At 60.0% G+C, this 25812-nt stretch carries 23 protein-coding genes; 13 read left to right on the forward strand and 10 right to left on the reverse strand.

Annotated elements, in window-relative coordinates; all coding sequences use genetic code 11:
• Positions 1-87: 87 nt before the first annotated feature.
• The gene (gene dgt, locus B4M48_RS01565; protein ID WP_039382705.1) at positions 88-1581 is read right to left on the reverse strand and encodes a dGTPase; all 1494 of its coding nucleotides are present in this window, start codon (positions 1579-1581) and stop codon (positions 88-90) included.
• 96 nt (positions 1582-1677) lie between these two features.
• Between dgt and mtnN the strand changes: the two genes are divergently transcribed.
• The 3 genes from mtnN to B4M48_RS01580 all read left to right on the forward strand — a co-directional run bounded on the left by mtnN (position 1678) and on the right by B4M48_RS01580 (position 3533).
• Complete coding sequence (mtnN, locus tag B4M48_RS01570; protein ID WP_039382702.1) at positions 1678-2376, forward strand: 5'-methylthioadenosine/S-adenosylhomocysteine nucleosidase; 699 nt, start codon at positions 1678-1680, stop codon at positions 2374-2376.
• Positions 2369-3163, forward strand: a complete 795-nt coding sequence (gene btuF / locus B4M48_RS01575; protein ID WP_071669054.1) for a vitamin B12 ABC transporter substrate-binding protein BtuF — start codon at positions 2369-2371, stop codon at positions 3161-3163. The genes mtnN and btuF overlap by 8 nt, the downstream gene beginning before the upstream one ends.
• A 118-nt stretch (positions 3164-3281) precedes the next feature.
• A complete protein-coding gene (locus B4M48_RS01580; protein ID WP_039382696.1) occupies positions 3282-3533 on the forward strand; it encodes a hypothetical protein in 252 nt (83 codons plus the stop codon).
• 32 nt (positions 3534-3565) lie between these two features.
• Here B4M48_RS01580 and erpA read toward each other — a convergent pair whose 3' ends face one another.
• Positions 3566-3913, reverse strand: coding sequence for an iron-sulfur cluster insertion protein ErpA (erpA, locus tag B4M48_RS01585; RefSeq protein ID WP_039382693.1), 348 nt, complete (start codon positions 3911-3913; stop codon positions 3566-3568).
• Positions 3914-4144: 231 nt separating this feature from the next.
• Between erpA and hemL the strand changes: the two genes are divergently transcribed.
• A complete protein-coding gene (gene hemL / locus B4M48_RS01590; protein ID WP_288655797.1) occupies positions 4145-5425 on the forward strand; it encodes a glutamate-1-semialdehyde 2,1-aminomutase in 1281 nt (426 codons plus the stop codon).
• Between the two features lie 81 nt (positions 5426-5506).
• Here hemL and fhuB read toward each other — a convergent pair whose 3' ends face one another.
• The 6 genes from fhuB to hrpB form a co-directional block, all read right to left on the reverse strand.
• Positions 5507-7483, reverse strand: a complete 1977-nt coding sequence (gene fhuB / locus B4M48_RS01595; protein WP_288655799.1) for a Fe(3+)-hydroxamate ABC transporter permease FhuB — start codon at positions 7481-7483, stop codon at positions 5507-5509.
• Entirely contained in the window at positions 7483-8361 is an 879-nt protein-coding gene (gene fhuD / locus B4M48_RS01600) for a Fe(3+)-hydroxamate ABC transporter substrate-binding protein FhuD (protein WP_071669056.1), read from the reverse strand. Before fhuD ends, fhuB begins: the two co-directional genes overlap by 1 nt.
• Positions 8362-8370: 9 nt before the next feature.
• On the reverse strand, positions 8371-9165 hold the full coding sequence (fhuC, locus tag B4M48_RS01605) for a Fe3+-hydroxamate ABC transporter ATP-binding protein FhuC (protein WP_039382680.1): 795 nt from the start codon (positions 9163-9165) through the stop codon (positions 8371-8373).
• Positions 9166-9208: 43 nt separating this feature from the next.
• Positions 9209-11404 carry a ferrichrome porin FhuA gene (gene fhuA, locus B4M48_RS01610; protein WP_288655801.1) on the reverse strand — a complete coding sequence of 732 codons (2196 nt, stop codon included), beginning with the start codon at positions 11402-11404 and terminating at the stop codon, positions 9209-9211.
• A gap of 210 nt (positions 11405-11614) precedes the next feature.
• Complete coding sequence (mrcB, locus tag B4M48_RS01615; RefSeq protein ID WP_071669059.1) at positions 11615-14158, reverse strand: bifunctional glycosyl transferase/transpeptidase; 2544 nt, start codon at positions 14156-14158, stop codon at positions 11615-11617.
• 97 nt (positions 14159-14255) lie between these two features.
• Positions 14256-16733, reverse strand: a complete 2478-nt coding sequence (hrpB, locus tag B4M48_RS01620; RefSeq protein WP_288655803.1) for an ATP-dependent helicase HrpB — start codon at positions 16731-16733, stop codon at positions 14256-14258.
• Positions 16734-16769: 36 nt separating this feature from the next.
• Here hrpB and thpR point away from each other — a divergent pair, with 36 nt between their 5' ends.
• The 9 genes from thpR to panD all read left to right on the forward strand — a co-directional run bounded on the left by thpR (position 16770) and on the right by panD (position 23841).
• Entirely contained in the window at positions 16770-17300 is a 531-nt protein-coding gene (gene thpR, locus B4M48_RS01625; protein WP_039382671.1) for an RNA 2',3'-cyclic phosphodiesterase, read from the forward strand.
• 9 nt (positions 17301-17309) lie between these two features.
• Positions 17310-18029, forward strand: coding sequence for a DNA/RNA nuclease SfsA (gene sfsA, locus B4M48_RS01630; RefSeq protein ID WP_039382667.1), 720 nt, complete (start codon positions 17310-17312; stop codon positions 18027-18029).
• Between the two features lie 240 nt (positions 18030-18269).
• Positions 18270-18725: an RNA polymerase-binding protein DksA gene (dksA, locus tag B4M48_RS01635; protein WP_039382663.1), complete on the forward strand. Its 456-nt coding sequence runs from the start codon at positions 18270-18272 to the stop codon at positions 18723-18725.
• A gap of 85 nt (positions 18726-18810) precedes the next feature.
• Complete coding sequence (gene gluQRS, locus B4M48_RS01640) at positions 18811-19734, forward strand: tRNA glutamyl-Q(34) synthetase GluQRS (protein WP_039382659.1); 924 nt, start codon at positions 18811-18813, stop codon at positions 19732-19734.
• Between the two features lie 40 nt (positions 19735-19774).
• A complete protein-coding gene (gene pcnB, locus B4M48_RS01645) occupies positions 19775-21196 on the forward strand; it encodes a polynucleotide adenylyltransferase PcnB (RefSeq protein WP_211279566.1) in 1422 nt (473 codons plus the stop codon).
• On the forward strand, positions 21193-21678 hold the full coding sequence (gene folK, locus B4M48_RS01650; protein WP_039382657.1) for a 2-amino-4-hydroxy-6-hydroxymethyldihydropteridine diphosphokinase: 486 nt from the start codon (positions 21193-21195) through the stop codon (positions 21676-21678). Before pcnB ends, folK begins: the two co-directional genes overlap by 4 nt.
• Positions 21679-21759: 81 nt before the next feature.
• Positions 21760-22554, forward strand: a complete 795-nt coding sequence (gene panB, locus B4M48_RS01655) for a 3-methyl-2-oxobutanoate hydroxymethyltransferase (protein ID WP_108569997.1) — start codon at positions 21760-21762, stop codon at positions 22552-22554.
• A gap of 15 nt (positions 22555-22569) precedes the next feature.
• Positions 22570-23424, forward strand: coding sequence for a pantoate--beta-alanine ligase (panC, locus tag B4M48_RS01660; RefSeq protein ID WP_039382651.1), 855 nt, complete (start codon positions 22570-22572; stop codon positions 23422-23424).
• 36 nt (positions 23425-23460) lie between these two features.
• On the forward strand, positions 23461-23841 hold the full coding sequence (gene panD, locus B4M48_RS01665; protein ID WP_039382649.1) for an aspartate 1-decarboxylase: 381 nt from the start codon (positions 23461-23463) through the stop codon (positions 23839-23841).
• An 83-nt stretch (positions 23842-23924) separates the two neighbouring features.
• Here the strand turns inward: panD and B4M48_RS01670 are convergent, their stop codons facing one another.
• Together B4M48_RS01670 and B4M48_RS01675 are read right to left on the reverse strand one after the other, a co-directional pair.
• Complete coding sequence (locus B4M48_RS01670) at positions 23925-24695, reverse strand: ABC transporter permease (protein WP_039382646.1); 771 nt, start codon at positions 24693-24695, stop codon at positions 23925-23927.
• Positions 24692-25618, reverse strand: coding sequence for an ABC transporter ATP-binding protein (locus B4M48_RS01675; RefSeq protein ID WP_288655805.1), 927 nt, complete (start codon positions 25616-25618; stop codon positions 24692-24694). Before B4M48_RS01675 ends, B4M48_RS01670 begins: the two co-directional genes overlap by 4 nt.
• Between the last annotated feature and the right edge of the window lie 194 nt (positions 25619-25812).

Here is a 25812-nt window from a genome sequence, read left to right on the forward strand (position 1 = left end):
ATAACGGAGATAAATTTTATACGCAAAAAAGGCGATAAAGTTTTGCCTAAAGGTAAATATTTATGCGTCGTCTTTACAAAACTGGCCCTATTCTACCGCCATCATCCGGCGATATTCGTCCCACGCATAATTATCCGTCATGCCGCTGATATAATCCTGAATAAGGCGGAAGCGATAATAGCGCTCCCATAACAGCCGCTGATATTTATGCTCAACGACGCGCGCGCGCATCTGCTGCTGGTACGCCTTACGATGTTTACCGGAGAGCTTATGGAACAGGCGCGTCTCAATAGGATGGCCCGCCAGATAATCATCATTCATTAAGGTGGTAAATTGCTCATAATTGAGCTGCATCAGCGACTGATAGATCTCCAGCAGGCCTTTAATTACCCGGTAGCCCTGCAGCTCCAGCTGCTCTACTTCAGGATGATTAAATACCTGCTGACGCGCCACGGTTTTAAACAGCTTCAGCAGCCGCCCTTCATCACCATCATCTTCCAGCAGGGCGTGATTAAAATTGCCGGAGAAAATGGCCGGCAGGTTATCGACAAAGCGCCGCACCGCATGGCCTACCAGCAGATTCTGCACGTTTACGCGCAGCGACATAAAAAACTGATCGCTGATGCTGCGCCGTTTTTTCTGATTCGCCTCTTTCCAGGCCTCACCAATGGTGCGGCTAAATGCATCACCGGGAATCAGCGGCCCCCAGGCTTTAACCAGCGCGTGATAGAGCGTATCCACGGTAAATATCGCTTTTTCAACGGCATCATCCAGGTCGGCAATACAGTATGAAATATCATCCGCCGCCTCCATTATCCAGGTCAGCGGATAGCGATGATGTTCCGCCAGATCGGTGGCGACGCGCAGCTCCGCAATATATTCCCGTTCAGAGAGATAAAAGCCGGGTTTTTTCATCAGGACGCTGAATTCAGCCGGCTTCTCACCCTGCCACCAGGCGGGGGCAGTATATTTCAGAATGCAGGCGACCTGGGCATAGCTAAGGTTAAGCTGCAGCAGCGTATGGACCAGCCGAATCGCCTGTGCATTCCCCTCAAAATTGCACAGATCCTGACGAATCATTGCATTCAGTTCGTTAAAGTCAGCCTGCTGTTCGTCGCTGGCCACGCCGGCGACCAGCGGATCCACCAGCTCTGCCGGCAGATTATCTTCGAACCAGTCATTAATCGCCGCTTCGCCAAAATGTCCAAACGGCGGGTTGCCGACGTCATGCAGCAGACAGGCCATCTCGACCAGCGTCTCTGTAGCCCCTTCAAAACCGTCCAGGCCATACTGCTCCAGCCCGCCGCCCTGGGTTTTCAGGGTATGGAGAATCTCCTTGGTAATGTAGCGGCCGGTCTGCTGGACCTCCAGCGAATGAGTCAGCCGCGAGCGTACGGCTGCGTTGCGCTCCAGCGGGAATACCTGGGTTTTTTGCTGCAGCCGGCGGATAGCGGCGGAGTTAATGATCCGGCCCCGATCGCTCTCAAAATGGCGGGTGATCGCGTATTCGCCTTCCGGCGCTTTACGGCTGGTATAAGGGCGCGTGAAACCGATCTTCTTCCTGAAATTAATCGCCACCATAGCGGGCCCTCTTTTTGGTGAATTCATCGCTCTGAAGCCATGATAGACTATGCCTCAGTTTCCTCTTAAACATCTATAAACACAGCGAGATTCTTTATGAAAGCAGGCATTATTGGCGCGATGGAGCAGGAAGTTACCCTGCTGCGTGACAAAATTGAAAACCGTCAGACGCTGAAGCTGGCCGGATGTGAAATCTATACCGGTACCCTGAATGGCGTTGAGGTTGCCCTGCTGAAATCAGGAATCGGGAAAACGGCCGCCGCGCTGGGCACCACCCTGCTGCTGCAGCTCTGCAAACCCGATCTGGTGATCAACACCGGCTCTGCGGGTGGCCTTGCGCCGACGCTGCAGGTCGGGGATATCGTGGTATCTGATGAAGTACGCTATCACGACGCCGACGTCACCGCTTTTGGCTATGTGCCGGGTCAGATGGCAGGTTGCCCGGAAGCGTTTGTGGCCGACAGCCAGCTGGTGACGGCCGCTGAGCAGACAATTAGCGAGCTGCAGCTGAACGCCGTGCGCGGCCTGGTGGTCAGCGGCGACGCGTTTATCAACGGTGCAGAGCCGCTGGCACGCATCCGCTCACAGTTTCCGCAGGCGATTGCCGTAGAAATGGAAGCCACCGCCATTGGTCATGTTTGTCACCAGTTTAACGTGCCGTTTGTCGTGGTACGCGCCATCTCTGACGTCGCCGATAAAACCTCCCACCTGAGTTTTGATGAGTTTCTCAGCGTGGCGGCCAGACAATCCTCTCTGATGACAGAGCGCCTGCTTGCCCGTCTGACGCATGGCTAAGTGGCTGCTCGCCGGGCTGCTGCTGCTCTGCAACGGCCTGGTGTTAGCGGCTCCGCGCGTCATTACCCTCGCCCCGCATCTTACAGAGATGGCCTTTGCCGCCGGTATCACACCGGTGGCGGTCAGCGCCTGGTCCGACTATCCACCCGCTGCCCGGACGCTGCCGCAGGTAGCGAACTGGCAGGGCATCGGCGTTGAGCAGGTGCTGCAACTGAAACCAGACGTGGTACTGGCGTGGCGTGGCGGTAACCCGGCGCGTCAGATTGAACAGCTGCAGCACGCTGGCGTCAGGGTGGTCTGGATCGATCCGCAAAGCCTGGATGAGATGATAGATACCGTGCAGTCGCTGGCGCGCTGGAGCCCGCGGCCTGAACAGGCTGTTTCAGCTGCGCAGGCGCTGCGGGCGCAGGAAGCTGCATTGCGCCAGCGCTACCGGCACGCTGCTCCGGTGGCGCTGTTTCTGCAGTTCGGACAGCAGCCGCTGTTTACCGCTTCGCGTAACACGCTGCAAAATGAGATCGTCACGCTGTGCGGCGGGCAGAATATTTTTGCCGACAGCCGGGTTAGCTGGCCGCAGGTCAGCCGGGAGCAGGTGCTGATACGGCAGCCGCAAGCGATTGTCATCAGCGGCGATACCGCACAGGCCGCCAGCATCACCCGGTTCTGGCGCTCACAGCTCAGCGTACCGGTGATTGCCATTAACCCCGACTGGCTGAGCCGCCCCGGTCCGCGCCTGCTGCTGGCCGCGCAGCAGCTCTGCGCTGCGCTGCATCCGCTAAAAAAATAAGCGCCCGCGCATAAAGTTCAGCCCGCATATGTCGACAATGAAGAGAGCAGGCACGGCAGCCACGTAAGCTACGTGCCCTTTTAGCGCAACGCGCTTTTGACTACACCAGGAATTAATCATGACCCGAGCTGTACTGCTGGCCATTATGCTGGCGGGCGCGGCGTCCGCCATGGCGGCTGGCACCAGCGGCTCGATTGCGGTGTCGCTGACTATCGTGTCACGCTGCACTGTCTCATCCGCCAGTGCACCGGGGCTGCCCGCCGCTGACTGCGCGGGCGGTAGCGGCGCTCAGCCGCGTATTTCCCGGCAGACGCTCACGGGCGATGCGCGCCGGCACGACACAACACAATTAGTCACTATTGAGTGGTAGAACTGGCTGCCGGAACGGCAGCCAGACTGGCATCAGATACTGAAAGAGGAACCACAGCCGCAGGTGGTTTTAGCATTGGGGTTGGTAACAATAAAGCGCGAACCTTCCAGACCTTCGGTGTAGTCCACCGATCCGCCCACCAGATACTGCAGGCTCATTGGATCCACTACCAGCGATACGCCCTGCTTTTCGATGGTCATATCGCCATCGTTCATCTGGTCATCAAAGGTAAAACCATACTGGAAGCCGCTGCAACCGCCGCCGGTGATATAGACGCGCAGTTTCAGCGCCGGATTCTCTTCATCCGCAATCAGATTTTTTACTTTATTAGCTGCTGCATCGGTAAACTGCAAAGGCAGCGCTGCTACGTCATCACTCATGTTTTACTCCGCGTAAACGTCCAGGTCAGAAAACAACCTTAATCACGCTATTATCTGCCAGCCGCCCGGTGCAATCAAGTAGCACCCTTGACACTGTGTGCCCCTGAAATGAACTACAGTTTAAACCCTGCGTGCGCGAGGCCCCTGCTGCGCGCTGCGCGGCGGTTCACCGTCGCGGCATCTTCCCGTAGAATGACGGGATGAATTTTTCCAGACAGCCGGAGCCAAACCATGAGTAAGTCAGAAAATCTATACACCGAAGCACAACGTCTGATCCCGGGCGGCGTGAACTCCCCGGTGCGCGCGTTTACCGGTGTCGGCGGCGTACCTCTGTTTATTGAACGCGCCGATGGCGCCTTTTTGTATGACGCAGATGGTAAAGCCTATATCGACTATGTCGGCTCCTGGGGCCCGATGGTACTGGGCCACAATAACGCGACCATCCGCAACGCGGTCATTGAGGCTGCCGCGCGCGGCCTGAGCTTTGGTGCGCCGACTGAAATGGAAGTGAAAATGGCGGAGCTGGTGTGCGAGCTGATGCCGGGTATGGATATGGTGCGCATGGTGAACTCCGGTACGGAAGCGACCATGAGCGCCATCCGCCTGGCGCGCGGCTTTACCCATCGCGATAAAATTATCAAGTTTGAGGGCTGCTACCATGGTCATGCCGACTGCCTGCTGGTCAAAGCGGGTTCCGGTGCACTCACGCTGGGTCAGCCGAACTCCCCAGGCGTGCCGGCTGACTTTGCCCGCCATACGCTGACCTGCACCTATAACGATCTCGCCTCTGTCCGCACGGCGTTTGAAGAGTATCCGGACGATATCGCCTGTATCATCGTGGAACCGGTTGCCGGCAACATGAACTGTATCCCGCCGCAGCCTGACTTCCTGCCAGGCCTGCGCGCGCTGTGCGACGAGTTTGGTGCCCTGCTGATTATCGATGAGGTGATGACCGGTTTCCGCGTGGCGCTGGGCGGCGCGCAGACCTACTACAACGTGATGCCTGACCTTACCTGCCTCGGTAAAATCATCGGCGGCGGCATGCCGGTCGGCGCATTTGGTGGCCGTCGCGACGTGATGGAAGCGCTGGCACCTACAGGTCCGGTCTACCAGGCGGGCACGCTGTCGGGTAACCCGATTGCGATGGCAGCCGGTTTTGCCTGCCTGACGCAGATTGCTCAGCCAGGCACGCACGCCACGCTGACCGCGCTAACCACGCAGCTGGCTGAGGGCCTGCTGACTGCCGCGCAGGCGGAAAATATCCCGCTGGTGGTAAACCACGTGGGCGGCATGTTTGGTCTGTTCTTCACCGATGCTGAAAGCGTGACCTGCTATGCAGATGTCACTCGCTGTGACACAGAGCGTTTTAAGCGCTTCTTCCATCTGATGCTGAGCGAGGGGATCTACCTGGCCCCCTCCGCCTACGAGGCGGGCTTTATGTCGCTGGCGCACACGCCGGAAGATATTGAGCGTACCGTTGCCGCAGCGCGTCGCTGCTTTGCCCAGCTGTAACGCCGGACTGCTCTGAGGAGCGACCCGCCCTGCCCTGGCAGGCCATAACAAAAAGGTGCGCCACGGCGCACCTTTTTTCTGTCACGCGCGGCGCAGCAGCCAGATGAAATAGGGGGCGCCAAAGAAGGTTGCCATCAGCCCTGCCGGGATCTGATCCGGAAACGCCAGCATCCGGCCGCACCAGTCAGCCACCAGCATCAGCCCGGCGCCGGTTACGCCAGCCATCATCATCTGCGGCAGCGCGCGCCGGAAGCCGAGCATACGCACAATATGCGGTGCCATCAGCCCGATAAAGCTCAGCGGTCCGACCGTCAGCGTCGCGGCGGCGGTCAGCGCGGCGGCCAGCAGCAGCAGCAGCAATCGTGAGGCAGTCAGTGACATCCCCGCGGAGCGGGCGGTGGCGCTGCTAAGCGGCAGCAGCGTCAGCCAGCGGCTTGCCAGCGGTGCCAGGGCGACCAGTATCAGCGCGATGACCGCACTCTGCAGCGCCTGCGGCAGCGAGATGCTATAGGTGGAGCCGGAGATCCAGCTCAGCAGCCCCTCCATGCGCGGATCGCCGCTCGCCAGCAGTAGCATCAGCAGCGTGGCAAACGCGCTGTTCAGCGCCATTCCTGCCAGCAGCATACGCTGCGGTGAAAAGCCCCCCCGGCTGGCAACCAGCATAATGACGCCGAGCGTTAACGCTCCTCCGGCTATCCCTGCCGGCAGCAGCCACGCCAGCGCATCGCCCGGCACAAAAAACAGCATCAGCACCACGCCGCACGCCGCCCCGGAACTGATACCCAGCACTTCCGGGCTGGCCATCGGGTTGCCGGTCAGACGCTGGATCAGCGTACCCGCCACGCCCAGCATCATTCCCACCGCCAGCGCCGCCAGCACGCGCGGTGCGCGCCACGGCAGCAGCTGCTGCAGCATGTCACCGCTTACCCATGCCCAGCCCGTAGCGTTACGGCCAAAACTGATACCCGCAACGGTCAGCAGCAGCAGCACCGCCAGCCCCGTCAGCACCCAGCGCAGCACACGCTGACGCTCGGCCGGCACCCGATCCCCGGCGTTCATCTCCGGCGGCTGAGAGCCGGCACGCAGCCGCGGCAGCAGCCACAGCAGCAGCAGCACCCCGGTCAGCGCCGTCGCCGTGCCGGTCGAAATCTCACGCCAGTACACCGTGAGCAACTGCACCGACTGATCGGCCAGCCACAGCAGCAGTGCACCAATCAGCGGAGCCAGCAGAATGCGGCTGAGCAGCCGCCGCGCACCCAGCATTTTTGCCAGCAGCGGCGCAAATAGCCCAATAAAACCGATAATGCCGGCAATGTTCACCAGCTGCGCGCTGAGCAGAATTGCCAGCGCCAGCGCGGCAACGCGTGCGATGGAAAGCGACAGGCCAAGATTTTTTGCCACGCCATCATCCAGTCCCATCAGCGTCAGCGGACGCAGCAGCGCCAGCGTCAGCACAAACGCCAGCAGCAGCCGGGGCCAGAGCAGCGCCACGTTGTGCCCGTCGAGCTGATTAAGCGCCCCGGTGCTCCAGAGGAACATATTCTGCAGCTGATCGTGATTAAAGATGGCAAAGACCTGATTGACCGCGCCGGCATACAGGCTCAGAACCAGTCCGGCGAGGATCAGCGTCACCGGTGAAAGCCGTCTGCCCCACGCCACGCCAAACACCAGCACGCCGACCAGCAGCGCACCACCTGTCGCCGCAAACTGCTGCGTAAGCTCACCACCCGGCAGCTGCCACAGCGTGGCAACGGTAATGCCCAGCTGAGCGCCGGAGGAGATACCCAGCGTGGCAGGCTCTGCCAGCGGATTACGCAGCACCTGCTGAAACAGCAGGCCCGCCAGTCCCAGTCCGGCGCCGAGCAGCAGCGCCAGTGCCAGACGCGGCAGCAGACTGTAGTGAAAGACCATCTGGCGAATCGCATCGATATCGGGCGTCAAAAACGCCTGCGGCCACTGCGCCAGCGGCAGCGCGTGCTGCAGGTTGATAAAGGTCAGCAGCAGAGCGATAGCAAATATCGCACTCAGCAGCGCGGCGGGAAAAAGAGAGATACGCATTAACGGGACTCCAGCGCGCTTTCCAGCACGCGTACAAATCGCAGGGCTGCCAGCGTGGCACCGTAATACCATACGGCCGGCACGCGCCGGAAGCGGCCAGCACGCACAAACGGCAGCGCCTGCCACAGCGCGGTGCGGGTCACCTGCTGCATATCGCGCTGATTATCGTGGTCAAAGCAGAGCACCTCAACGTTGCCCACTTCAGCCAGCCGCTCCAGGCCGATGACCGCGCTGCCCCAGTAGCTGGTTTCACCCTGCCAGGCACTGGTAAGACCGAGCCGCTGCATGACATCCAGAAACAGGCTGTTCTGCCCGAAAACAATGGCGTGCCGGCTGTCGAGCAGCGACATCAGCAGGATTGGTCGTCCGGCCCATCCCTGCAGGCGCACCCGTGCCGCCGCCAGCTGCTGTCCGGTCTCCTGCAGATGCTGCTCCGCCTGCGCCTCGCGTCCAATGTGCGCGCCCAGCTGCCGCAGCGAGTGTTGCGCGGCGCTGAACGGCTTGCCGTCGCCGCTGTGAAGCGAAAAACCCAGCGTCGGGGCGATATGCTGCAGCGTTTCTGCTGACGGACCAAAGCCGCTGTAGTACAGGATCAGCGAGGGATCCAGCTGCGTCATCAGCTCCAGATTAGGTTCACCACGCAGGCCAAGATCGACGGTGCTGGCGGGCAGCGGCGGCTCGCCAACCCAGATATTGTAGTTGTGTACATCCGCCACGCCGAGCGGTGCCACGCCCAGCGCCATCAGCAGTTCAGCTGAGAGCCACTCCAGCGCCAGAATGCGTGAATTGTCCGGCACGGCAGCACGCAGCGGCGCGCACTGCATAAGCGGCGAGAGCGCCAGCGCCGTCAGCAGACGACGACGGGTCAGTGAGATCATCCCTGCTCCTCAGCGAACAAAACTGACGGGCGCGCCGCCCTGCGGGTGCGGCAGTATGCCCATCGGAATACCGTAGATCGTGCCCAGCACGTCAGCCTGCATGATCGCCGCCGGTTCCCCTTCGGCGATAACCTCGCCCTGACGCAGCGCCACCAGCCTGTCGCAGTAGCGCGCCGCCATGTTGATATCGTGCAGCACGGCAATCACGGTGAGTCCGCGCTCGCGGCTCAGCCGCTGGATCAGCGCCAGCACCTCAACCTGATGCGCAATATCCAGCGCCGACGTCGGCTCATCCAGCAGCAGGCAGCGGCTATTTTGCGCCACCAGCATCGCCAGCCAGGCGCGCTGACGCTCGCCGCCGGAGAGGCTATCCACCAGACGGCCGGCAAAGGGTTTCAGCCCCACCAGCGCAATCGCCTCCTCAACCCGGTTGCGATCTTCCGCGCCGTAACGTCCCAGCGCACCGTGCCACGGATAGCGCCCCATCGCCGTCAGTTCGCGCACCGTCATGCCTTCTGCCGCAGGCAGCTGCTGAGGCAGATAGGCCACCTGACGTGCAAACGCTTTGCTGTTCCAGTGCGCCACCGGTTCGCCGTTCAGCAGCACTTCTCCTGCCGTCGCAGCATGATGGCGCCCCAGCATTTTCAGCAGGGTCGATTTTCCCGAGCCGTTATGGCCAATCAGTGCGGTCACTTTTCCCGGTGTAAACGTAAGCGACAGCGGATGCAGCAGCGTGCGCCCCGGCACGTGAAAGCTGGCACTATCCAGCGCAAAAGTGGTTTCGGCGTAGTGCGAATGCAGCATGGTACTCCCTGGCTAACGGGCGCGGCGCGCCCGGATATCAGTCTCAGAAACGGAAGGTAGCGGTACCCACGATACGGCGCTCAGCGCCCCAGTAGCAGGCGTAGTCGCGGTAGCAGCTGGCGACGTAGTCACGATTGAACAGATTGTTGACGTTGACGCCCACAGTCGAACCCGGCAGGCCGAAGCGACCCAGGTCGTACTTCAGCGCGGCGTCTACCGTGGTGTAAGCGGCGACATCGAAGCTCTGGTTCGCGTTGCTACCGCTGGCATACAATCCTTTGCTTTCACCGACGTAACGCACACCGGCACCGATAGTTACGCCCGATAGCGCCGTGTCATGGAAGGTGTAGTCGCCCCACAGCGATGCCATGTGCTTCGGCACCTGCACCGGCGTGCGGCCTTTCAGCAAGTTATCTTCGGTGTATTCCGCATCGGTATAAGAGTAAGCCGCCGTCAGGTTGATGCTGGCGTTCACCGCGGCTTTCGCTTCCAGCTCCACGCCGCGTGAACGGATTTCGCCGCTCTGCACGCTAAACTGCGGATTATCAGGATCGGCCGTCAGGTTTTTGGTTTTGGTGAGCTGATACACAGCGGCCGTCATAACAATCGGACGATCTTTCGGCACATATTTTACGCCTGCCTCATACTGCTTAGCGCGTGAAGGATCGAACGCCTGACCGTTCCCTGTCGCACCAGCATTCGGGATGAACGCTTCGCTATAGCTGAAGTAAGGTGCAATACCATTATCGAATACGTAGTTAACCCCGCCGCGCCAGGTAAATGCCTGATCATTCTGACGGTCTACGGAATTTTCCACCCGATCGGTAACGGAGTTCATCGCGTAATCGTAGCGGCCACCGAGTGTTAACACCCAGCGGTTCCATTCCATTTGATCCTGCGCATACAGGCCAGTCTGGCGCTGCTGATTTAAATGCTGATAAGGATTGGTATAAGGGGTATAGCTGTCATCACCATATTGCGGATTGAATGGGCTAAGACCACTGGCGACACCAAACTGACCATCAATGTCGTTACGGGTGCGCTGGAAATCAACGCCCAGCAGCAAGGTATGAGCTAAATCACCGGTAGCAAAGTTAGCCTGGGCCTGCGTATCAACCGCGAACTGGTTGAGTTTCTCTTTCGAGAATGCCGCATTACGGGTAATACGTTGATTATCAGGGTTATAACCGAAGCCATAAATGCTGCGGTAATCCGTACGCAGTTCGGCATAGCGCAGGTTCTGCCGCACCGTCCAGGTATCGCTGAAGCTATGCTCAACGCTGTACCCGACCATTTTGGTGTTGCGCGAAATCTTGTTGCTCTCTTCGCCTTCATCAAAATGGGTCGGCAGTTTGTAACTGCTGCCGTCCGGGCGGGTGATGCCCACCACCGTGCCTTCGCGCGGCAGCCAGCCGTAATAGCCGGTTTCCGGTTCATTCTGGAAGTAAGTCAGCAGGTCAAAACGCGTATTTTCGTCCGGACGCCAGCTGAATGAAGGCGCAATGGTGTAGCGCTTCTCTTTGTTCATCGCCTGCTGCGCATCAGCGCTGCGCGCGAGGCCGGTCAGACGATAGCTGTAGACGCCTGCGTCATCGAGCGCGCCGCCGAAATCGAAGCCGGTTGAGAACAGATTGTCATTGCCCATCTGGAACTGCACTTCACGCAGCGTCTCCTGCGTGGGGCGCTTGCTGACCAGCGCCACTACGCCGCCCGGATTACTTTTTCCATAGAGCACCGATACCGGGCCGCGCAGCAGCTCCGCACGCTCCAGGAACCAGGGATCGAGGGCGAATTCTGAGTAGTTGTCGCCCTGCAGTTTCAGGCCATCCAGATACTGATTGGTGTTGGTTTCGCTGAAGCCGCGAATTGAGAGTGCATCAATCACGTCCGAACTGCCGCGGTTACCGGTCAGTACGCCAGGGGTATAGTTGAATGCCCCTTTAACGCTGGTGACGGCATGCATCGCCATCTCTTCCTGCGTCACCACCGAAACCGACTGCGGGTTTTTTTCAATCGGCGTATCGGTTTTGGTGCCGGTGGCGCTCTGCTTCGCCGCAATGGTCGGGGCCGGGCCCCAGGCGCTCTCCTGTGCCACCGTGCCGGTATCGGCAGCGGTGACAACAACAGTCTCTTCTGCCAGCGCCTGCGCGCTCAGCGTACCCAGTGTTAACGCAATAAATAAAGCCAGCGGGCGACGAGGCGTCAGCTCCGGCCGGAAAAAAGTAGTTCGCGCACTCATGAAGGAGTCTCTCAACAGATGAACAATGCGGGCGAATGAAAACGATAATGATTATCAGACGCAAAGATTCTAGGCGAAGCTGCGCGCGATCTGCAAGATGTAATCTGCGCGATTGCCGCAATTACTGCCCGATTGCAGCATCGATTGATCGCGGATAAAAAACCGGAGGCAAAAAAAAGGGCGCCGGAGCGCCCTGTATGAAGGGATGACTTATTTACTGCCGAACATATCTTTGATCCAGCCCGCCACGCCGTCAGAATCCTTTTGCTCATTCTGCGACTGTTGCTGCTGTTGCTGTTGCTGCTCAGGCTGCTGCTGCTGTTGCTGCTGGAACACCTGCTGCTGCTCCATCTGCTGCTGGCAGAGTGCGGCCGGATCCAGCGTCCAGACCGGCAGTGAACGCCAGGTACTGCTGCCAGATCCGCAGACGAAATTACCCGCAGAATCAACGTTCATCTGCGTGATATCCTCCGGCGGCGTCAGGACCAGCGGCATCGGCGCCTGATTATCGAGATAGCGACGGTAAATCTGCATCGCACCGCTGGAGCCATAGAGTTTCGACGTCTGGTTGTTATCACGTCCGACCCAGGTAATCGCCACTTCTTTACCGTCAACACCGGCAAACCAGCTGTCGATCAGATCGTTGGTGGTCCCGGTTTTGCCCGCCAGGTGCGCTTTCGGATAGCGTGCGCCCAGAGCATGGGCGGTACCGCGTTCCGCCACCTGCTGCATGGTATAGAGCGTCAGATAGGCCGCCTGAGCAGGCTCCACGCGCTGCGCCTGCGGAAAGCTCTGGAACAGAACCGAGCCATCTTCAGCGATGACCGAACGCACCGCCGACAGGTCAGCACGGTTGCCGCCGCTGGCGATCGACTGGAACGCCTGCGCCACTTCCACCGGCGTCAGGTTCAGCGCGCCCAGCAGCATCGCCGGCACCGGATGTAGCTGATCTTTCGACACGCCCAGTTTATTCCAGGTATCCACTACCGCATCCAGCCCCAGCGTCATGCCCAGATTAACCGTTGGCACGTTCATGGAGTTAGTCAGCGCATCCACCAGCATCACCTTGCCGCTGAAGCGACGATCGTCGTTCATTGGCTTCCAGACGCTGCCGTTGGGCTGCTTCAGCGCAATCGGTTCATCCGCGATCCAGCTGTTCAGCCGGTAGCTGTTGGGCTGACTCAGCGCGGTCAGATAGGTAGCCGGTTTCGCCAGCGAGCCGATAGAGCGGCGCGCCTGCAGCGCGCGGTTATAGCCGGCAAACTGCGGATCGGAACCGCCAACCATAGCACGCACTTCACCGCTGAAGCGGTCTACCACCACCATGGCGGTTTCCAGATCTTTCAGCCCGCGCTGTTTCTTCAGCGTGGGGATCCCCTCTTCTACCGCCTTTTCAGCCGCGTCCTGTGAAACCGGATCGAGCGTGGTGAAAATTTTCACGCCCGAGAGATCTTTTACCTTGTCGCCCAGCTTCGCCTGCAGCTCATTACGCACCATCTGCATAAAGGCGGGCTGCGGGGTGATCACGCCGCCTTTTGGCTGTACGCCCAGCGGACGCGCCGAGAGCATGTCATACAGCTCCTGGTCAATCACCTGCTGCTGCTGCAGCAGACGCAGCACCAGATTACGTCGCTCCAGCGCCAGCTTTGGATTCCGCCACGGGTTGTAGAGCGAGGCGCCTTTTACCATTCCGACCAGCATCGCCTGCTGATCGAGGCTGAGCTCATCAACCGGACGCCCGAAATAGTAGAGGCTGGCCAGCGGGAAGCCGCGGATCTGATCGTTACCGGCCTGACCGAGATAGACCTCATTGAGGTAGAGCTCAAGGATGCGATCTTTGCTGTAACGCGCATCCATGATCACCGCCATATAGGCTTCACGCGCTTTACGCCATAGTGAGCGCTCATTGGTCAGGAACAGGTTTTTAACCAGCTGCTGCGTCAGCGTACTGCCGCCCTGTACCGCTTTTCCGGCGGTGATGTTGGCCAGAAATGCACGGCCGATCGAGTAAGGGCTGATCCCGTCATGCTCATAGAAGTGACGATCTTCGGTCGCGATCAGCGTATCGACCAGCAGATCCGGGAAGCCGGCACGCGGCACAAACAGACGCTGTTCGCCGTTAGGCGACTGCAGCATGGTGATCAGGCGCGGATCGAGACGGAAGAAACCGAAGTCGCGCCCGGTATCGAGATTTTTAATACCGGAGAGCTCATCGTTGCTGAAGGTCAGACGCGCGTTGATCTGTCCCTCTTTGCTGTCAGGAAAATCAAACGGCCGGCGCAGCAGATCGATGGTATTGCCCTTGACGCTGAACTCGCCCGGACGCGTAATGCGCGACACTTCGCGATACTGCGTACCTTCCAGCAGCGCAATCATCTCTTTCTTATCATAGGCCATGCCAGGCTCAAGGCTGACCATGCGCCCGTAGACGGCGGCAGGCAGCTGCCAGACTTTACCATCAATACGGCTGCGGATCTCAGAGTCGAGATAGACGCCCCAGGCCGCCATCACAACAACAACAACGAGGAAGAGCTTAATGAGCCAGCCTAACCAGCGGCGCTTGCCGCGCTGCGGGCCTTTACCCCTTCCTTTACTTTTCGGTGGCACCGGAGCGCTCTCCTCATAATCTTCATCAATATCAGTTTGCCCGATGTGGCCATCAGGCTCTTTGCGGTGCCCGCGCCGCGCGGTAGTGCGCGGCGGCTTTGGCGCTTTTCCTTTGCGCCCAATAGGTTCGCGATCGTTCCCAGACATACTCTCTTCTCTCCAGGCATAGCGGTAGCTGCGGCCGTTACTCTAACTGCTTTCTCCCGCGGCGCATGGCAGAACCCTCTGAATTCGATCCACAGGGTTACGGGGAAAACTTTTTGGTGCGCCTTGTTGGCAGGGCGCTGGCCGGATCGTCCGGCCATGGATGTTTGGGGTAGCGCCCTTTCATCTCTTTCTGCACCTCGGGGTACGCGCCGCGCCAGAACGCCGCCAGATCGCGGGTGATCTGCAGCGGACGATGCGCCGGTGACAGCAGCTCCAGCACCAGCGGCACGCGGCCCTCAGCGATAGCCGGATTCTGCGCCTCGCCAAACATCTCCTGCAGGCGAACGGCCAGCGCGGGCGGATTCTCTGCGTGATAGCGGATGGGCAGGCGGCTTCCGGTCGGCACAGTGTAGTGAGTTGGCAGCGCACTATCCAGCCGCTGACGTTGCGACCATGTCAGCAAATGTAATAATGCCCGGCTGAGGTTAATGCCCTGCAGCCCTTTCAGATCGCGCACGCCCGTCATCTCAGGCAGTAACCAGCTTTCCAGTGTATCAAGCAATGCCGTATCGTCCAGCGGCGGCCACCCCTCTTCCGGCAACCACTGCGTCGCGCACTGCAGGCGCAGGCGCAGCTGCTCCGCTTCCGGCGTCCAGCCCAGCACCGACAATCCCTTTTCGCGTATCCAGCGCAGCATGGCAGGATGCAGAATCTCAGCGTCTGGCCGCGCCTGAGGCTGCGCGCTGAGCACCAGCTCGCCCAGCAGTTCGCGTTTCCAGGCGCGCAGCGTGCCTCTCTCCTCATCCCATTCCACGTCAACCCGGCGGGTAATGAGCTGCGGCAGCGCTGCCCGCAGCGCCGTCAGGTCCACCGGCAGCGCCAGCAGCATGCGTGCGTCCGCCGCGCCCGCCCCCTGCAGCAGCGCGGGCGCAATCAGGGCGGGATAGCGACTAAGGCCGTGATCCTCATCCAGCATGGCGCCGAGACCGTTTGCCAGCTGGTAGCGTGCGCTCTCGCCGCGCCGCTGCGCAATGCGGTCGGCAAAACCCGCCGCCAGCAGCAGCGGAATGCGATCGGCATCCACCCGTCCACCGCTGGCGTGCAGACGCTGCTGCCACTGCCGCGCCCGCCGCTGCCACTGCGGCTGGGGATGGTTCAGCGCGTCACGCAAATCGACGCTGCCGCCACGCGGCGGATCTTCGAGAGTGGCCACCAGCAGCGCCGCGCTGGCAATGGCATCGCTCTCCTCCCCCGCCGCGCAGAGTATGGCCGCAAGACGCGGATCGCTGCCGAGCCGCGCCATTTTCCGGCCGGTGGCGTTAAGCCGTCCGGCGCTGTCCAGCGCGCCCAGCTGGTGCAGCAGCGCGTCCGCCGCCTGCAGGTTGCGGGCCGGCGGCAGGTCAAGCCACTGCAGCTGCGCTGCCGTGCTACAGCCCCACTGCAGCAGCTCCAGCCGCAGACCGGCGAGATCGCTGCTTAAGATCTCTGCATCACTCTGCGCCGGCGCGCGCAGCGCCTGCTCCTGTGCCAGCAGATGCAGGCAGATACCCGGCTCAAGCCGGCCGGCGCGCCCGGCGCGCTGCGTCATGGATGCCTGACTGATACGCTGCGTTTGCAGCCGGGTGACGCCGCTGCGGGCATCAAACTGCGCGACCCGCTCCAGCGCGCTATCGACCACCAGACGGATCCCCTCGATGGTCAGGCTGGTCTCCGCAATGTTCGTAGCGAGCACGACCTTCCGGCGGCCGGCGGCGGCCGGCAGAATGGCGCGCCGCTGCGCCTCCAGCGGCAGCGCACCGTAGAGCGGAGCCAGATCGATATCGTCCCCCACCCGTACGCTCAGCTCCCGCCTGACACGCTCAATCTCCGCCACGCCCGGCAGAAACAGCAGCAGCGAGCCGTGCTCCTCGCGCAGCAGCTGGACGACCTCGCGCGCCACCGCCTCCTCAAAACGCGTCTGCGGATTGAGGGTGGCATAGCGGCGCGCCACCGGATAGCTGCGTCCGGCCGATACAATGGCAGGCGCAGCGGGCAGCAGCGCCTGCAGACGCTGATTATCCAGCGTGGCGGACATCAGCAGCAGCTTCAGGTCATCGCGCAGCCCCTGCTGCACATCCAGTAGCAGCGCCAGCGCCAGATCGGCCTGCAGGCTGCGCTCATGAAACTCATCAAGGATCACCAGCGCTACGTCCTCCAGCATGGGATCGCGCTGCAGCATGCGCGTCAGGATCCCCTCGGTGACCACTTCGAGTCGGGTATGCGCACTGACGCAGCTCTCACCGCGCAGCCGGAAGCCCACGGTTTCACCCGGCTGCTCGCCAAGCTGCTCCGCCAGCCGCTGGGCCACATTGCGCGCCGCCAGACGACGCGGTTCCAGCATAATAATACGCCCCGGCAGCGACGCCTGCTGCAGCAGCTGCAGCGGCAGCCAGGTCGATTTTCCTGCGCCGGTAGGGGCCGCCAGCAGCACCTGGGGCGAACGCTCCAGCGCCGTCAGCAGCGCAGGCAATACCTCGCTGACCGGTAATTCACTCACGCTCTTCTCCTGCTCTGCCTGTGCTAATATGGCGCGCATTGTACACCACCCGGCGCAGATTACCGGAGCACGCTTATGACCACGCAACGCCTGTTTTTTGCTCTTGAACTGCCTGCTCCGCTTCAGCAGCAGCTGGTGCAGTGGCGGGCGGATAATTTTGCCGCTGAGGCCGGTACGCCGGTTGCAGCGGCCAACCTGCATCTGACGCTGGCGTTTCTGGGTGAGGTGAACCGCGAGACGCAGGAGAGCCTGCAACAGCTCGCCGCGCGTATTACCCAGCCCGCTTTTACGCTTGACCTGGATGATGCCGGACACTGGCCACGCCCCGGCGTAGTATGGCTCGGCTGCCGCCGCGCGCCGCGCGGACTGCTGCAGTTGGCGTCGCTGCTGCGCGCTCAGGCGGCACGACACGGCTGCGCGCAGAGCGCACAGCCTTTTCATCCGCACGTTACCCTGCTGCGCCACGCCACACAGCGCATTGTGCTGCCGCCGCGCGGGTTTCACTGGCAGATGGAAGCGACCCGGTTTGCGCTCTGTTCATCGCTCTTTTCCCGCGGCCGTACGCGCTACAAAACCGTGGCGCGCTGGCCGCTCACTTCAGCCTGAGGATCCACCATGCAGTTTACTCTGCCGCTTAAGCCGGCTCGTCTGGTGGCGCGCTACAAGCGCTTTCTGGCTGACATCGTGACGCCTGAGGGCGACCTGCTGACCATCCACTGCGCCAACACCGGCGCCATGACCGGCTGCGCCACGCCCGGCGACACGGTGTGGTACTCCACGTCAGCCAGCACGACGCGCAAATATCCGCACAGCTGGGAGCTGACAGAGACGCAGTCGGGCCACTGGATCTGCGTTAATACGCTGCGCGCTAACCAGCTGGTGCAGGAGGCGCTGCAGCAGCAGCATATTCCGGAATTATCCGGTTACACCCACTGCCGCAGCGAAGTGAAATATGGCACGGAAAAAAGCCGAATTGATTTCCTTCTGCAGGCAGAGGGCAGATCAAACTGCTATATTGAAGTCAAATCCGTCACCCTTTTACAGAATGGTAAAGGCTACTTTCCGGATGCGGTGACGGTCCGCGGACAGAAGCATCTGCGCGAACTCAGTGCAATCGCGGCAGAAGGTCATCGGGCCGTTTTGTTGTTTGCTGTTCTGCACACGGGGATTGAGGACGTTTCCCCGGCGCGCCATATCGACGCGCACTACGCAGAACTACTGGTACAGGCACAGCGCCGTGGCGTAGAAGTGTTTGCGTATCAGGCCACGCTTTCTCCTGAGCAGATGCAGCTCTCCCGACCGCTGCCGGTGGCAGCCTGCGCTGAGCTGTCATAATAGTGGCGATAAACTGTGTCAGGATGGAGCCGGAGGCGCGCTAAATACGCTTTTACTCACAGGCTTGTCAAGGTGTGTTCAGGAATAATTGCCAACCTTGATTGCTTCTGCTATTTATAGCGGCCTGTTTTTTTCCCTGATGGGAATCGATAAACCCAGAGCAGACAGGCCAGCCGTGCAGCAATCCTGCCGGGCAGTCTGAATCGCAACGGGTAGTGCGTGTTATCCAGGAGAAACAACATGCAAGAAGGGCAAAACCGTAAAACATCGTCCCTGAGTATCCTCGCCATCGCAGGTGTGGAGCCGTATCAGGAGAAACCGGGCGAAGAGTATATGAACGACGCCCAGTTAGGCCACTTCCGTAAGATTCTGGAAGCCTGGCGCAACCAACTCAGGGATGAAGTAGACCGTACTGTGTCACACATGCAGGACGAAGCTGCTAACTTCCCCGATCCGGTTGACCGTGCAGCGCAGGAAGAGGAGTTCAGCCTGGAACTGCGTAACCGCGATCGCGAGCGTAAGCTGATTAAGAAGATCGAGAAGACGCTGAAAAAAGTGGAAGATGACGACTTCGGCTACTGTGAATCCTGCGGTGTTGAAATCGGTATCCGCCGTCTGGAAGCGCGTCCGACTGCCGATCTTTGCATTGACTGCAAAACGCTGGCTGAGATCCGCGAGAAGCAGATGGCTGGCTGATGTCCATCCGCCTGTTCTCACCGCACAGCAGGGAAAATCAATCTTTCCCCGCCGTGCGGTGTATCTTCCAGTGACACCCTCTGCTATGTCCTCCTGTATTGGTCGCTTCGCCCCTTCGCCCTCCGGCGATCTTCATTTTGGTTCCCTGATTGCTGCACTCGGCAGTTATCTCAGCGCGCGTGCGCAGCAGGGCCGCTGGCTGGTGCGTATTGAAGATATCGATCCGCCACGTGAAGTACCGGGTGCTGCCACGCGCATTCTGCAGCAGCTGGAGCATTACGGGCTGGAGTGGGATGGTGAAGTGATGTGGCAGTCACAGCGGCATGATGCGTATCGGGCGGCGCTGGCCTGGTTGCGCACGCATCGCCAGAGCTATTTCTGCACCTGCAGTCGCCGGCGTATTCAGCAGCTGGGTGGGTATTACGATGGTTACTGTCGCGATCGCCGGCTCCCGCCGGATAACGCGGCGCTGCGCCTGCGCCAGCACGCGCCGGTCCGGCATTTTACCGATCGGCTGCGCGGGGAGCTGCTGGCGGATCCTCAGCTGGCGGAAGAGGATTTTATTATCCATCGCCGGGACGGGCTGTTCGCCTATAACCTGGCGGTGGTGGTCGACGATCATGACCAGGGCGTTACCGAAATTGTGCGCGGCGCGGATTTAATCGCCCCGACGGTGCGTCAGATCGCGCTCTATCAGCAGTTTGGCTGGACGCCGCCGGCATACCTGCATCTGCCGCTGGCGATCGCCGCTGACGGCAATAAACTCTCCAAGCAGAATCACGCCCCTGCCCTGCCCGCTGGCGATCCGCGTCCGCTGCTGGTGCAGGCGCTGCGCTTTCTCGGACAGCCGGCAGAAGAAGGCTGGCAGGATAGCCCGCTGGCGTTGCTGCTGAGTCAGGCCATTACGCGCTGGGCGCCGGCGCAGATCCCGTTACATGACGCGCTAAAGCCGGATGAAATGACAACGCCATTCCTAAATGGTTCGCAACAGGCTATGATTAGCCGCTGATTTTATTACCACCCATTTTTTGTCACTGTCGAGGTGTCCCATTTTTACCCGAGTCGCTAATTTTTGCCGGAGAGTCCTCAAGCGTGACGAGGAGGTGCCTGAAGAGGTGGAAGCTGAAAACCAGATGACCATCATTCCCCGGGAAAACCATAACATCTCACGCAAAGATATCAGCGAAAACGCCCTTAAGGTGCTCTATCGCCTGAATAAAGCAGGCTTTGAAGCTTACCTGGTCGGCGGCGGCGTACGCGACCTGCTACTGGGCAAAAAGCCGAAAGATTTCGACGTGACGACCAATGCCACGCCTGAGCAGATGCGCAAACTGTTCCGCAACTGCCGTCTGGTTGGCCGCCGTTTCCGTCTGGCGCACGTGATGTTTGGGCCGGAAGTGATCGAGGTGGCGACTTTCCGCGGCCACCATCAGGAAGAGAGCGAAGACGATCGCAACAGCTCGCAGCGCGGCCAGAACGGCATGCTGCTGCGCGACAATATTTTTGGCAGCATCGAAGATGATGCGCAGCGCCGCGATCTCACCATCAACAGCCTCTACTACAGCGTGGCAGACTTCACGGTCCGCGACTATGTGGGTGGCCTGCAGGATCTGCAGGAGGGCGTGGTACGCCTGATTGGCGATCCGGAGACGCGCTACCGTGAAGATCCGGTACGCATGCTGCGCGTGGTGCGCTTTGCCGCCAAACTCAATATGCAGATTGCGCCGGAAACCGCCGAGCCGATCCCGCGCCTGGCGACGCTGCTGAATGACGTTCCGCCCGCCCGCCTGTTTGAAGAGGCGCTGAAGCTGCTGCAGGCTGGCTATGGCTACCGCACCTGGCAGATGCTGTGTGAATATCAGCTCTTCCAGCCGCTGTTCCCGACCCTGGCGCGCCACTTTACCGAGCAAGGCGACAGCATGATGGAACGCATGCTGGCGCAGGTGCTGAAAAACACCGATACCCGGCTGCACAACGATTTGCGTGTCAATCCGGCGTTTCTGTTTGCCGCAATGTTCTGGTATCCGCAGCTGGAATCCGCTGAGCGTATCGCTCAGGAGAGCGGCCTGACCTACTATGACGCGTTTGCACTCTCCATGAATGATACGCTGGACGAGGCGTGCCGCGCGCTGGCGATCCCGAAACGCATTACCACCCTGGTCCGCGATATCTGGCAGCTGCAGCTGCGTATGTCGCGTCGCCACGGCAAACGCGCATGGAAGCTGATGGAGCATCCGAAATTCCGCGCCGCTTACGACCTGCTGGCGCTGCGTGCTGAAGTAGAAAAGAATCCGGAACTGCAGCGTCTCAGCCAGTGGTGGGGTGAATTCCAGGCCGCCGTTCCGGTCCAGCAGAAAACCATGCTGAACACGCTGGGGGACGATCCGCAGCCGCGCCGTAAACCGCGCCGTCCGCGCCGCCGCTCCACCGGTCCGCGTCGCGAACAGGGCAGCAGCAGCAACGCATCATGAATCGCGTCTATCTCGCCCTGGGCAGTAATCTTGCCGATCCGCTGCATCAGATTGATGCAGCGCTTGCGGCGCTCGATACGCTGCCGGAGACCTCCCGCGTGGCGACCTCATCGTTCTATCGCACGCCGCCCTATGGTCCGGCGGATCAGCCCGACTACCTGAACGCGGTAGTGGCGCTTGATACAGCGCTGCTGCCCGAGACGCTGCTGGATCACACCCAGCATATTGAGCTGGAACATGGCCGCGTGCGCAAAGCTGAGCGCTGGGGGCCGCGTACGCTCGATATCGATATCATGCTGTTTGGCAATCAGGTGATCCATACGCCGCGTTTAACCGTACCGCACTATGATATGCACAACCGGGCATTTATGCTGCTGCCGCTGCTGGAGATTGCGCCGGGTCTGCGCCTGCCCGATGGCCGTCCGCTGAGCGGCGTGCTCGCCACGCTGGACTGCAGCGAAATCACCCTCTGGTCCGTCTGACACGCGATAATTTCCTGCCGGTCATATCCCCCCTGCAAGCAATCCAGTACACTGCGCGCATCAGAAACGCCGGAGATTGCGATGAAACCAACCACTATCTCTCATCTGCGCCAGCTGAAAGCCAGCGGGCGCCGCTTTGCCACTCTTACCGCTTATGATTTCAGCTTTGCCCGCCTGTTTGCCGATGAAGGCATTCAGGTGATGCTGATTGGCGATTCGCTGGGTATGACGGTGCAGGGGCATGATTCCACGCTGCCGGTGACGGTGGCTGATATCGCCTATCATACCGCCGCCGTGCGCCGTGGCGCGCCGCAGGCACTGATCATGGCTGACCTGCCCTTTATGAGCTATGCCACTCCGGAGCAGACTTTCGCCTCTGCCGCGCAGCTGATGCGCGCCGGTGCCAACATGGTCAAACTGGAAGGGGGTGCGTGGCTGGCGGAGAGCGTACGCATGCTGACCGAGCGCGCCGTACCGGTCTGTGGCCATCTGGGCCTGACGCCGCAGTCGGTAAATATTTTTGGCGGCTACAAAGTGCAGGGCCGTGATGAGGCGGACGCTGAACGCCTGCTGGCCGATGCCCTGGCGCTGGAAGCCGCTGGCGCACAGCTGATGGTACTGGAGTGCGTGCCGGTCGCGCTGGCGGCGCGCATCACCCAGGCGCTGACCATTCCGGTGATCGGCATCGGCGCAGGTAACGTCACCGATGGCCAGATTCTGGTGATGCATGACGCCTTTGGCATCACCGGTGGCCACATTCCAAAATTTGCCAAAAATTTCCTCGCCGAAACCGGCGACATTCGCGCGGCAATTCGCCAGTATATTGCCGACGTTGAGGCTGGCACCTATCCTGCCGCCGAACACAGCTTCTTCTGAATCCGGAGATTTATCGTGTTGATCATTGAAACGCTGCCGATGCTACGCCGCGAGATCCGTCGCTGGCGCCAGGCGGGCAAACGTATCGCCCTGGTGCCCACAATGGGCAATCTGCATGATGGCCACCTGACGCTGGTTGATGAAGCGCGCCAGCGGGCTGATGTGGTTGTGGTCTCGGTGTTTGTTAATCCGATGCAGTTTGACCGCGCGGATGACCTTGCACGCTATCCGCGCACGCTGCAGGACGATTGCGAAAAGCTTAACCGTCACGGTGTGGATCTGGTATTTGCACCAGCACCGCAGGCGATCTATCCGCAGGGTACAGAGAACCAGACGTTTGTTGAGGTGCCGGTGCTCTCCGCACTGCTGGAGGGTGCCAGCCGGCCGGGCCACTTCCGTGGGGTCGCTACGATCGTCAGCAAACTGTTCAACCTGGTGCAGCCTGACGTCGCCTGTTTTGGCGAAAAGGACTTTCAGCAGCTGGCGATCATACGCAAACTGGTTGCGGATATGGGCTTTGATATCGACATCGTTGGCGTGCCCACCGTGCGGGCGAAAGATGGGCTGGCGCTGAGTTCGCGCAATGGCTATCTTACTGCCGATGAACGCAGGCTGGCACCGGGTCTGAGCCAGGTCATGCAGAGTATGGCGGAGCGCCTCAGCAACGGCGAACGCCACATTGATGAGATTATTGAACAGGCGAATGCCGCGCTGCAGGAAAAGGGGTTTCGTCCTGACGGGCTGGCGATCTGCGATGCCAGCACGCTGCAGCCGCTGACGGTGGAGAGCCAGCGCGCGGTGATCCTGATGGCCGCCTGGCTGGGCAACGCGCGTCTGATTGATAATCAGCAAGTGGATCTGATGGCGTAAGCCGTCGTTTAAACAGCACCTTAAGGGTATACCGCGATGATTCGTACTGTTCTGCAGGGCAAACTGCACCGCGTCAAAGTCACGCAGGCCGATCTGCACTATGAAGGCTCCTGCGCGATCGATCAGGATTTCCTGGATGCTGCCGGCATTCTGCAATATGAAGCGATCGATATTTACAACGTGACCAACGGCCAGCGTTTTTCCACCTACGCCATCGCCGCCGAGCGGGGATCAAAAATTATCTCCGTAAACGGTGCTGCCGCGCGCTGCGCCTGTGCCGGAGACATCATGATTATCTGCTCTTACGTGCAGGTAGAGGATGAAGTGGCGCGCAGCTGGCAGCCAAAGGTGGCCTATTTTGAGGGCGATAATGAGATGAAACGTCTTGCCCGGGCGCTGCCGGTTCAGGTTGCGTAGCGTTCAGCCATATTACGCTGAGCTGCCGGAAACATCAGGGGCGCCTTTCCGGCGCCCCTGTTTATTATCCCGCTCAATAACATTCAGGTGCGTAAGCCGCGACCGCGCTGGATCAGCGTATACACCAGCACATAAAACACCACGATAAACGCTAACAGCACCGACAGCGTAAACACCAGCGGCACATCGTTAATGCCGAGGAAGCCGTACCGGAAGCCGCTGATCATATACACCACCGGATTCAGCTTCGAGACTGCCTGCCAGAACGGCGGCAGCAGCGCCAGCGAATAGAAGACGCCGCCCAGATAAGTCAGCGGCGTCAGCACAAAGGTCGGGATCAGGCTGATATCATCAAACGTGCGGGCGAACACCGCGTTGAGCAGACCCGCCAGCGAAAAGAGCACCGCGGTCAGCAGCAGAGTGATGGCAACCATTGGCCAGGAGAAAACGTGGAACGGCACAAAGAAGAGCGAGACCGCCGTCACCAGGATCCCCACGCAGACGCCACGCGCCACGCCGCCGCCGACATAGCCGGCAATGATGATGTGGGTCGGCACCGGTGCCACCAGCAGCTCTTCAATATTGCGCTGGAATTTTGCGCTGAAAAAAGAGGAGGCGACGTTAGCATAGGCGTTGGTGATCACCGACATCATAATCAGGCCCGGCACGATAAACTGCATATAGCTGAAGCCGTGCATGTCGCCAATGCGTGAACCAATCAGGTTACCGAAAATAATAAAGTAGAGCGTCATGGTGATCACCGGCGGGACCAGCGTCTGGATCCAGATGCGGGCAAACCGGTTAATCTCTTTGCTCCAGATACTCTTTAACGCGACCCAATAAAGATGCGTCATGATCTGCCTCCTGCTTTACCCTGTGTCAGTCCCACAAACAGCTCTTCCAGCCGGTTTGCCTTGTTACGCATGCTCAGCACCTGTACGCCCTGCGCGCTCAGCTGACTGAATACGCTGTTAAGCCCCTGCTCACGCATCACTTCCACTTCCAGCGTCGAGGTATCCACCAGGCGATACTGAAAGCCCTCCAGCTGCGGCAGCGCGCTGCGCGGGGCGAGATCGAGAATAAAGGTTTCCGATTTCAGTTTAGAGAGCAGGCCCTTCATGGAGGTATTCTCCACCAGTTCGCCGCTCTGAATAATGCCGATATTGCGACACAGCATCTCTGCCTCTTCCAGATAGTGAGTGGTGAGGATAATCGTGGTGCCTTTCGCATTCAGCTCTTTCAGAAACACCCACATTGAGCGGCGCAGCTCAATATCCACGCCGGCCGTCGGCTCATCCAGAATCAGCAGCTTGGGCTCATGCATCAGCGCACGCGCAATCATGAGGCGGCGCTTCATACCGCCTGAAAGCATGCGGGCGCGCTCATTGCGTTTGCCCCACAGATCGAGCTGGTTAAGATACTTCTCCGCACGTTTGTTCGCCTCTGCCCGCTCCACGCCGTAATAGCCTGCCTGGTTTACGACGATCTGCATCACGGTTTCAAACGGGTTAAAGTTGAACTCCTGTGGCACCAGCCCGAGCTGGCGCTTGGCATTGACCACATCTTTTTGCAGGTCGTAACCAAATACCCGAACGCTGCCGCCAGATTTATTAACCAGCGAGCTGATAATCCCAATGGTGGTCGATTTACCGGCCCCGTTTGGTCCCAGCAGAGCGTAAAAGTCGCCCGCCTCTACGTTCAGATCGAGACCTTTCAGCGCCTGTACGCCGCCGGGATAGGTCTTGGTCAGCCCGGAAAGTTCCAGTGCATAAGTCATTGCGAGTCCATATCCTGTTGTTGTGACATCAAAGCCTGATGAAAATGATAGTGCGCCCGCGCCAGACGTGCGGCGAATTCAGCAGAATTTGTGTTGAAATCAGACGTGGTGCGCCTGCGGGGAGCGCATGACGCGCTGTATCGTGCAGAAAAGTGCATCAGGCCCGCAAGTCAGTCACTTACGGGCGGCTGATT

It is taken from the genome of Pantoea sp. UBA6567 (assembly GCF_002434165.1).
In the GTDB taxonomy this organism is placed as follows: Bacteria; Pseudomonadota; Gammaproteobacteria; order Enterobacterales; family Enterobacteriaceae; genus Pantoea; species Pantoea eucrina.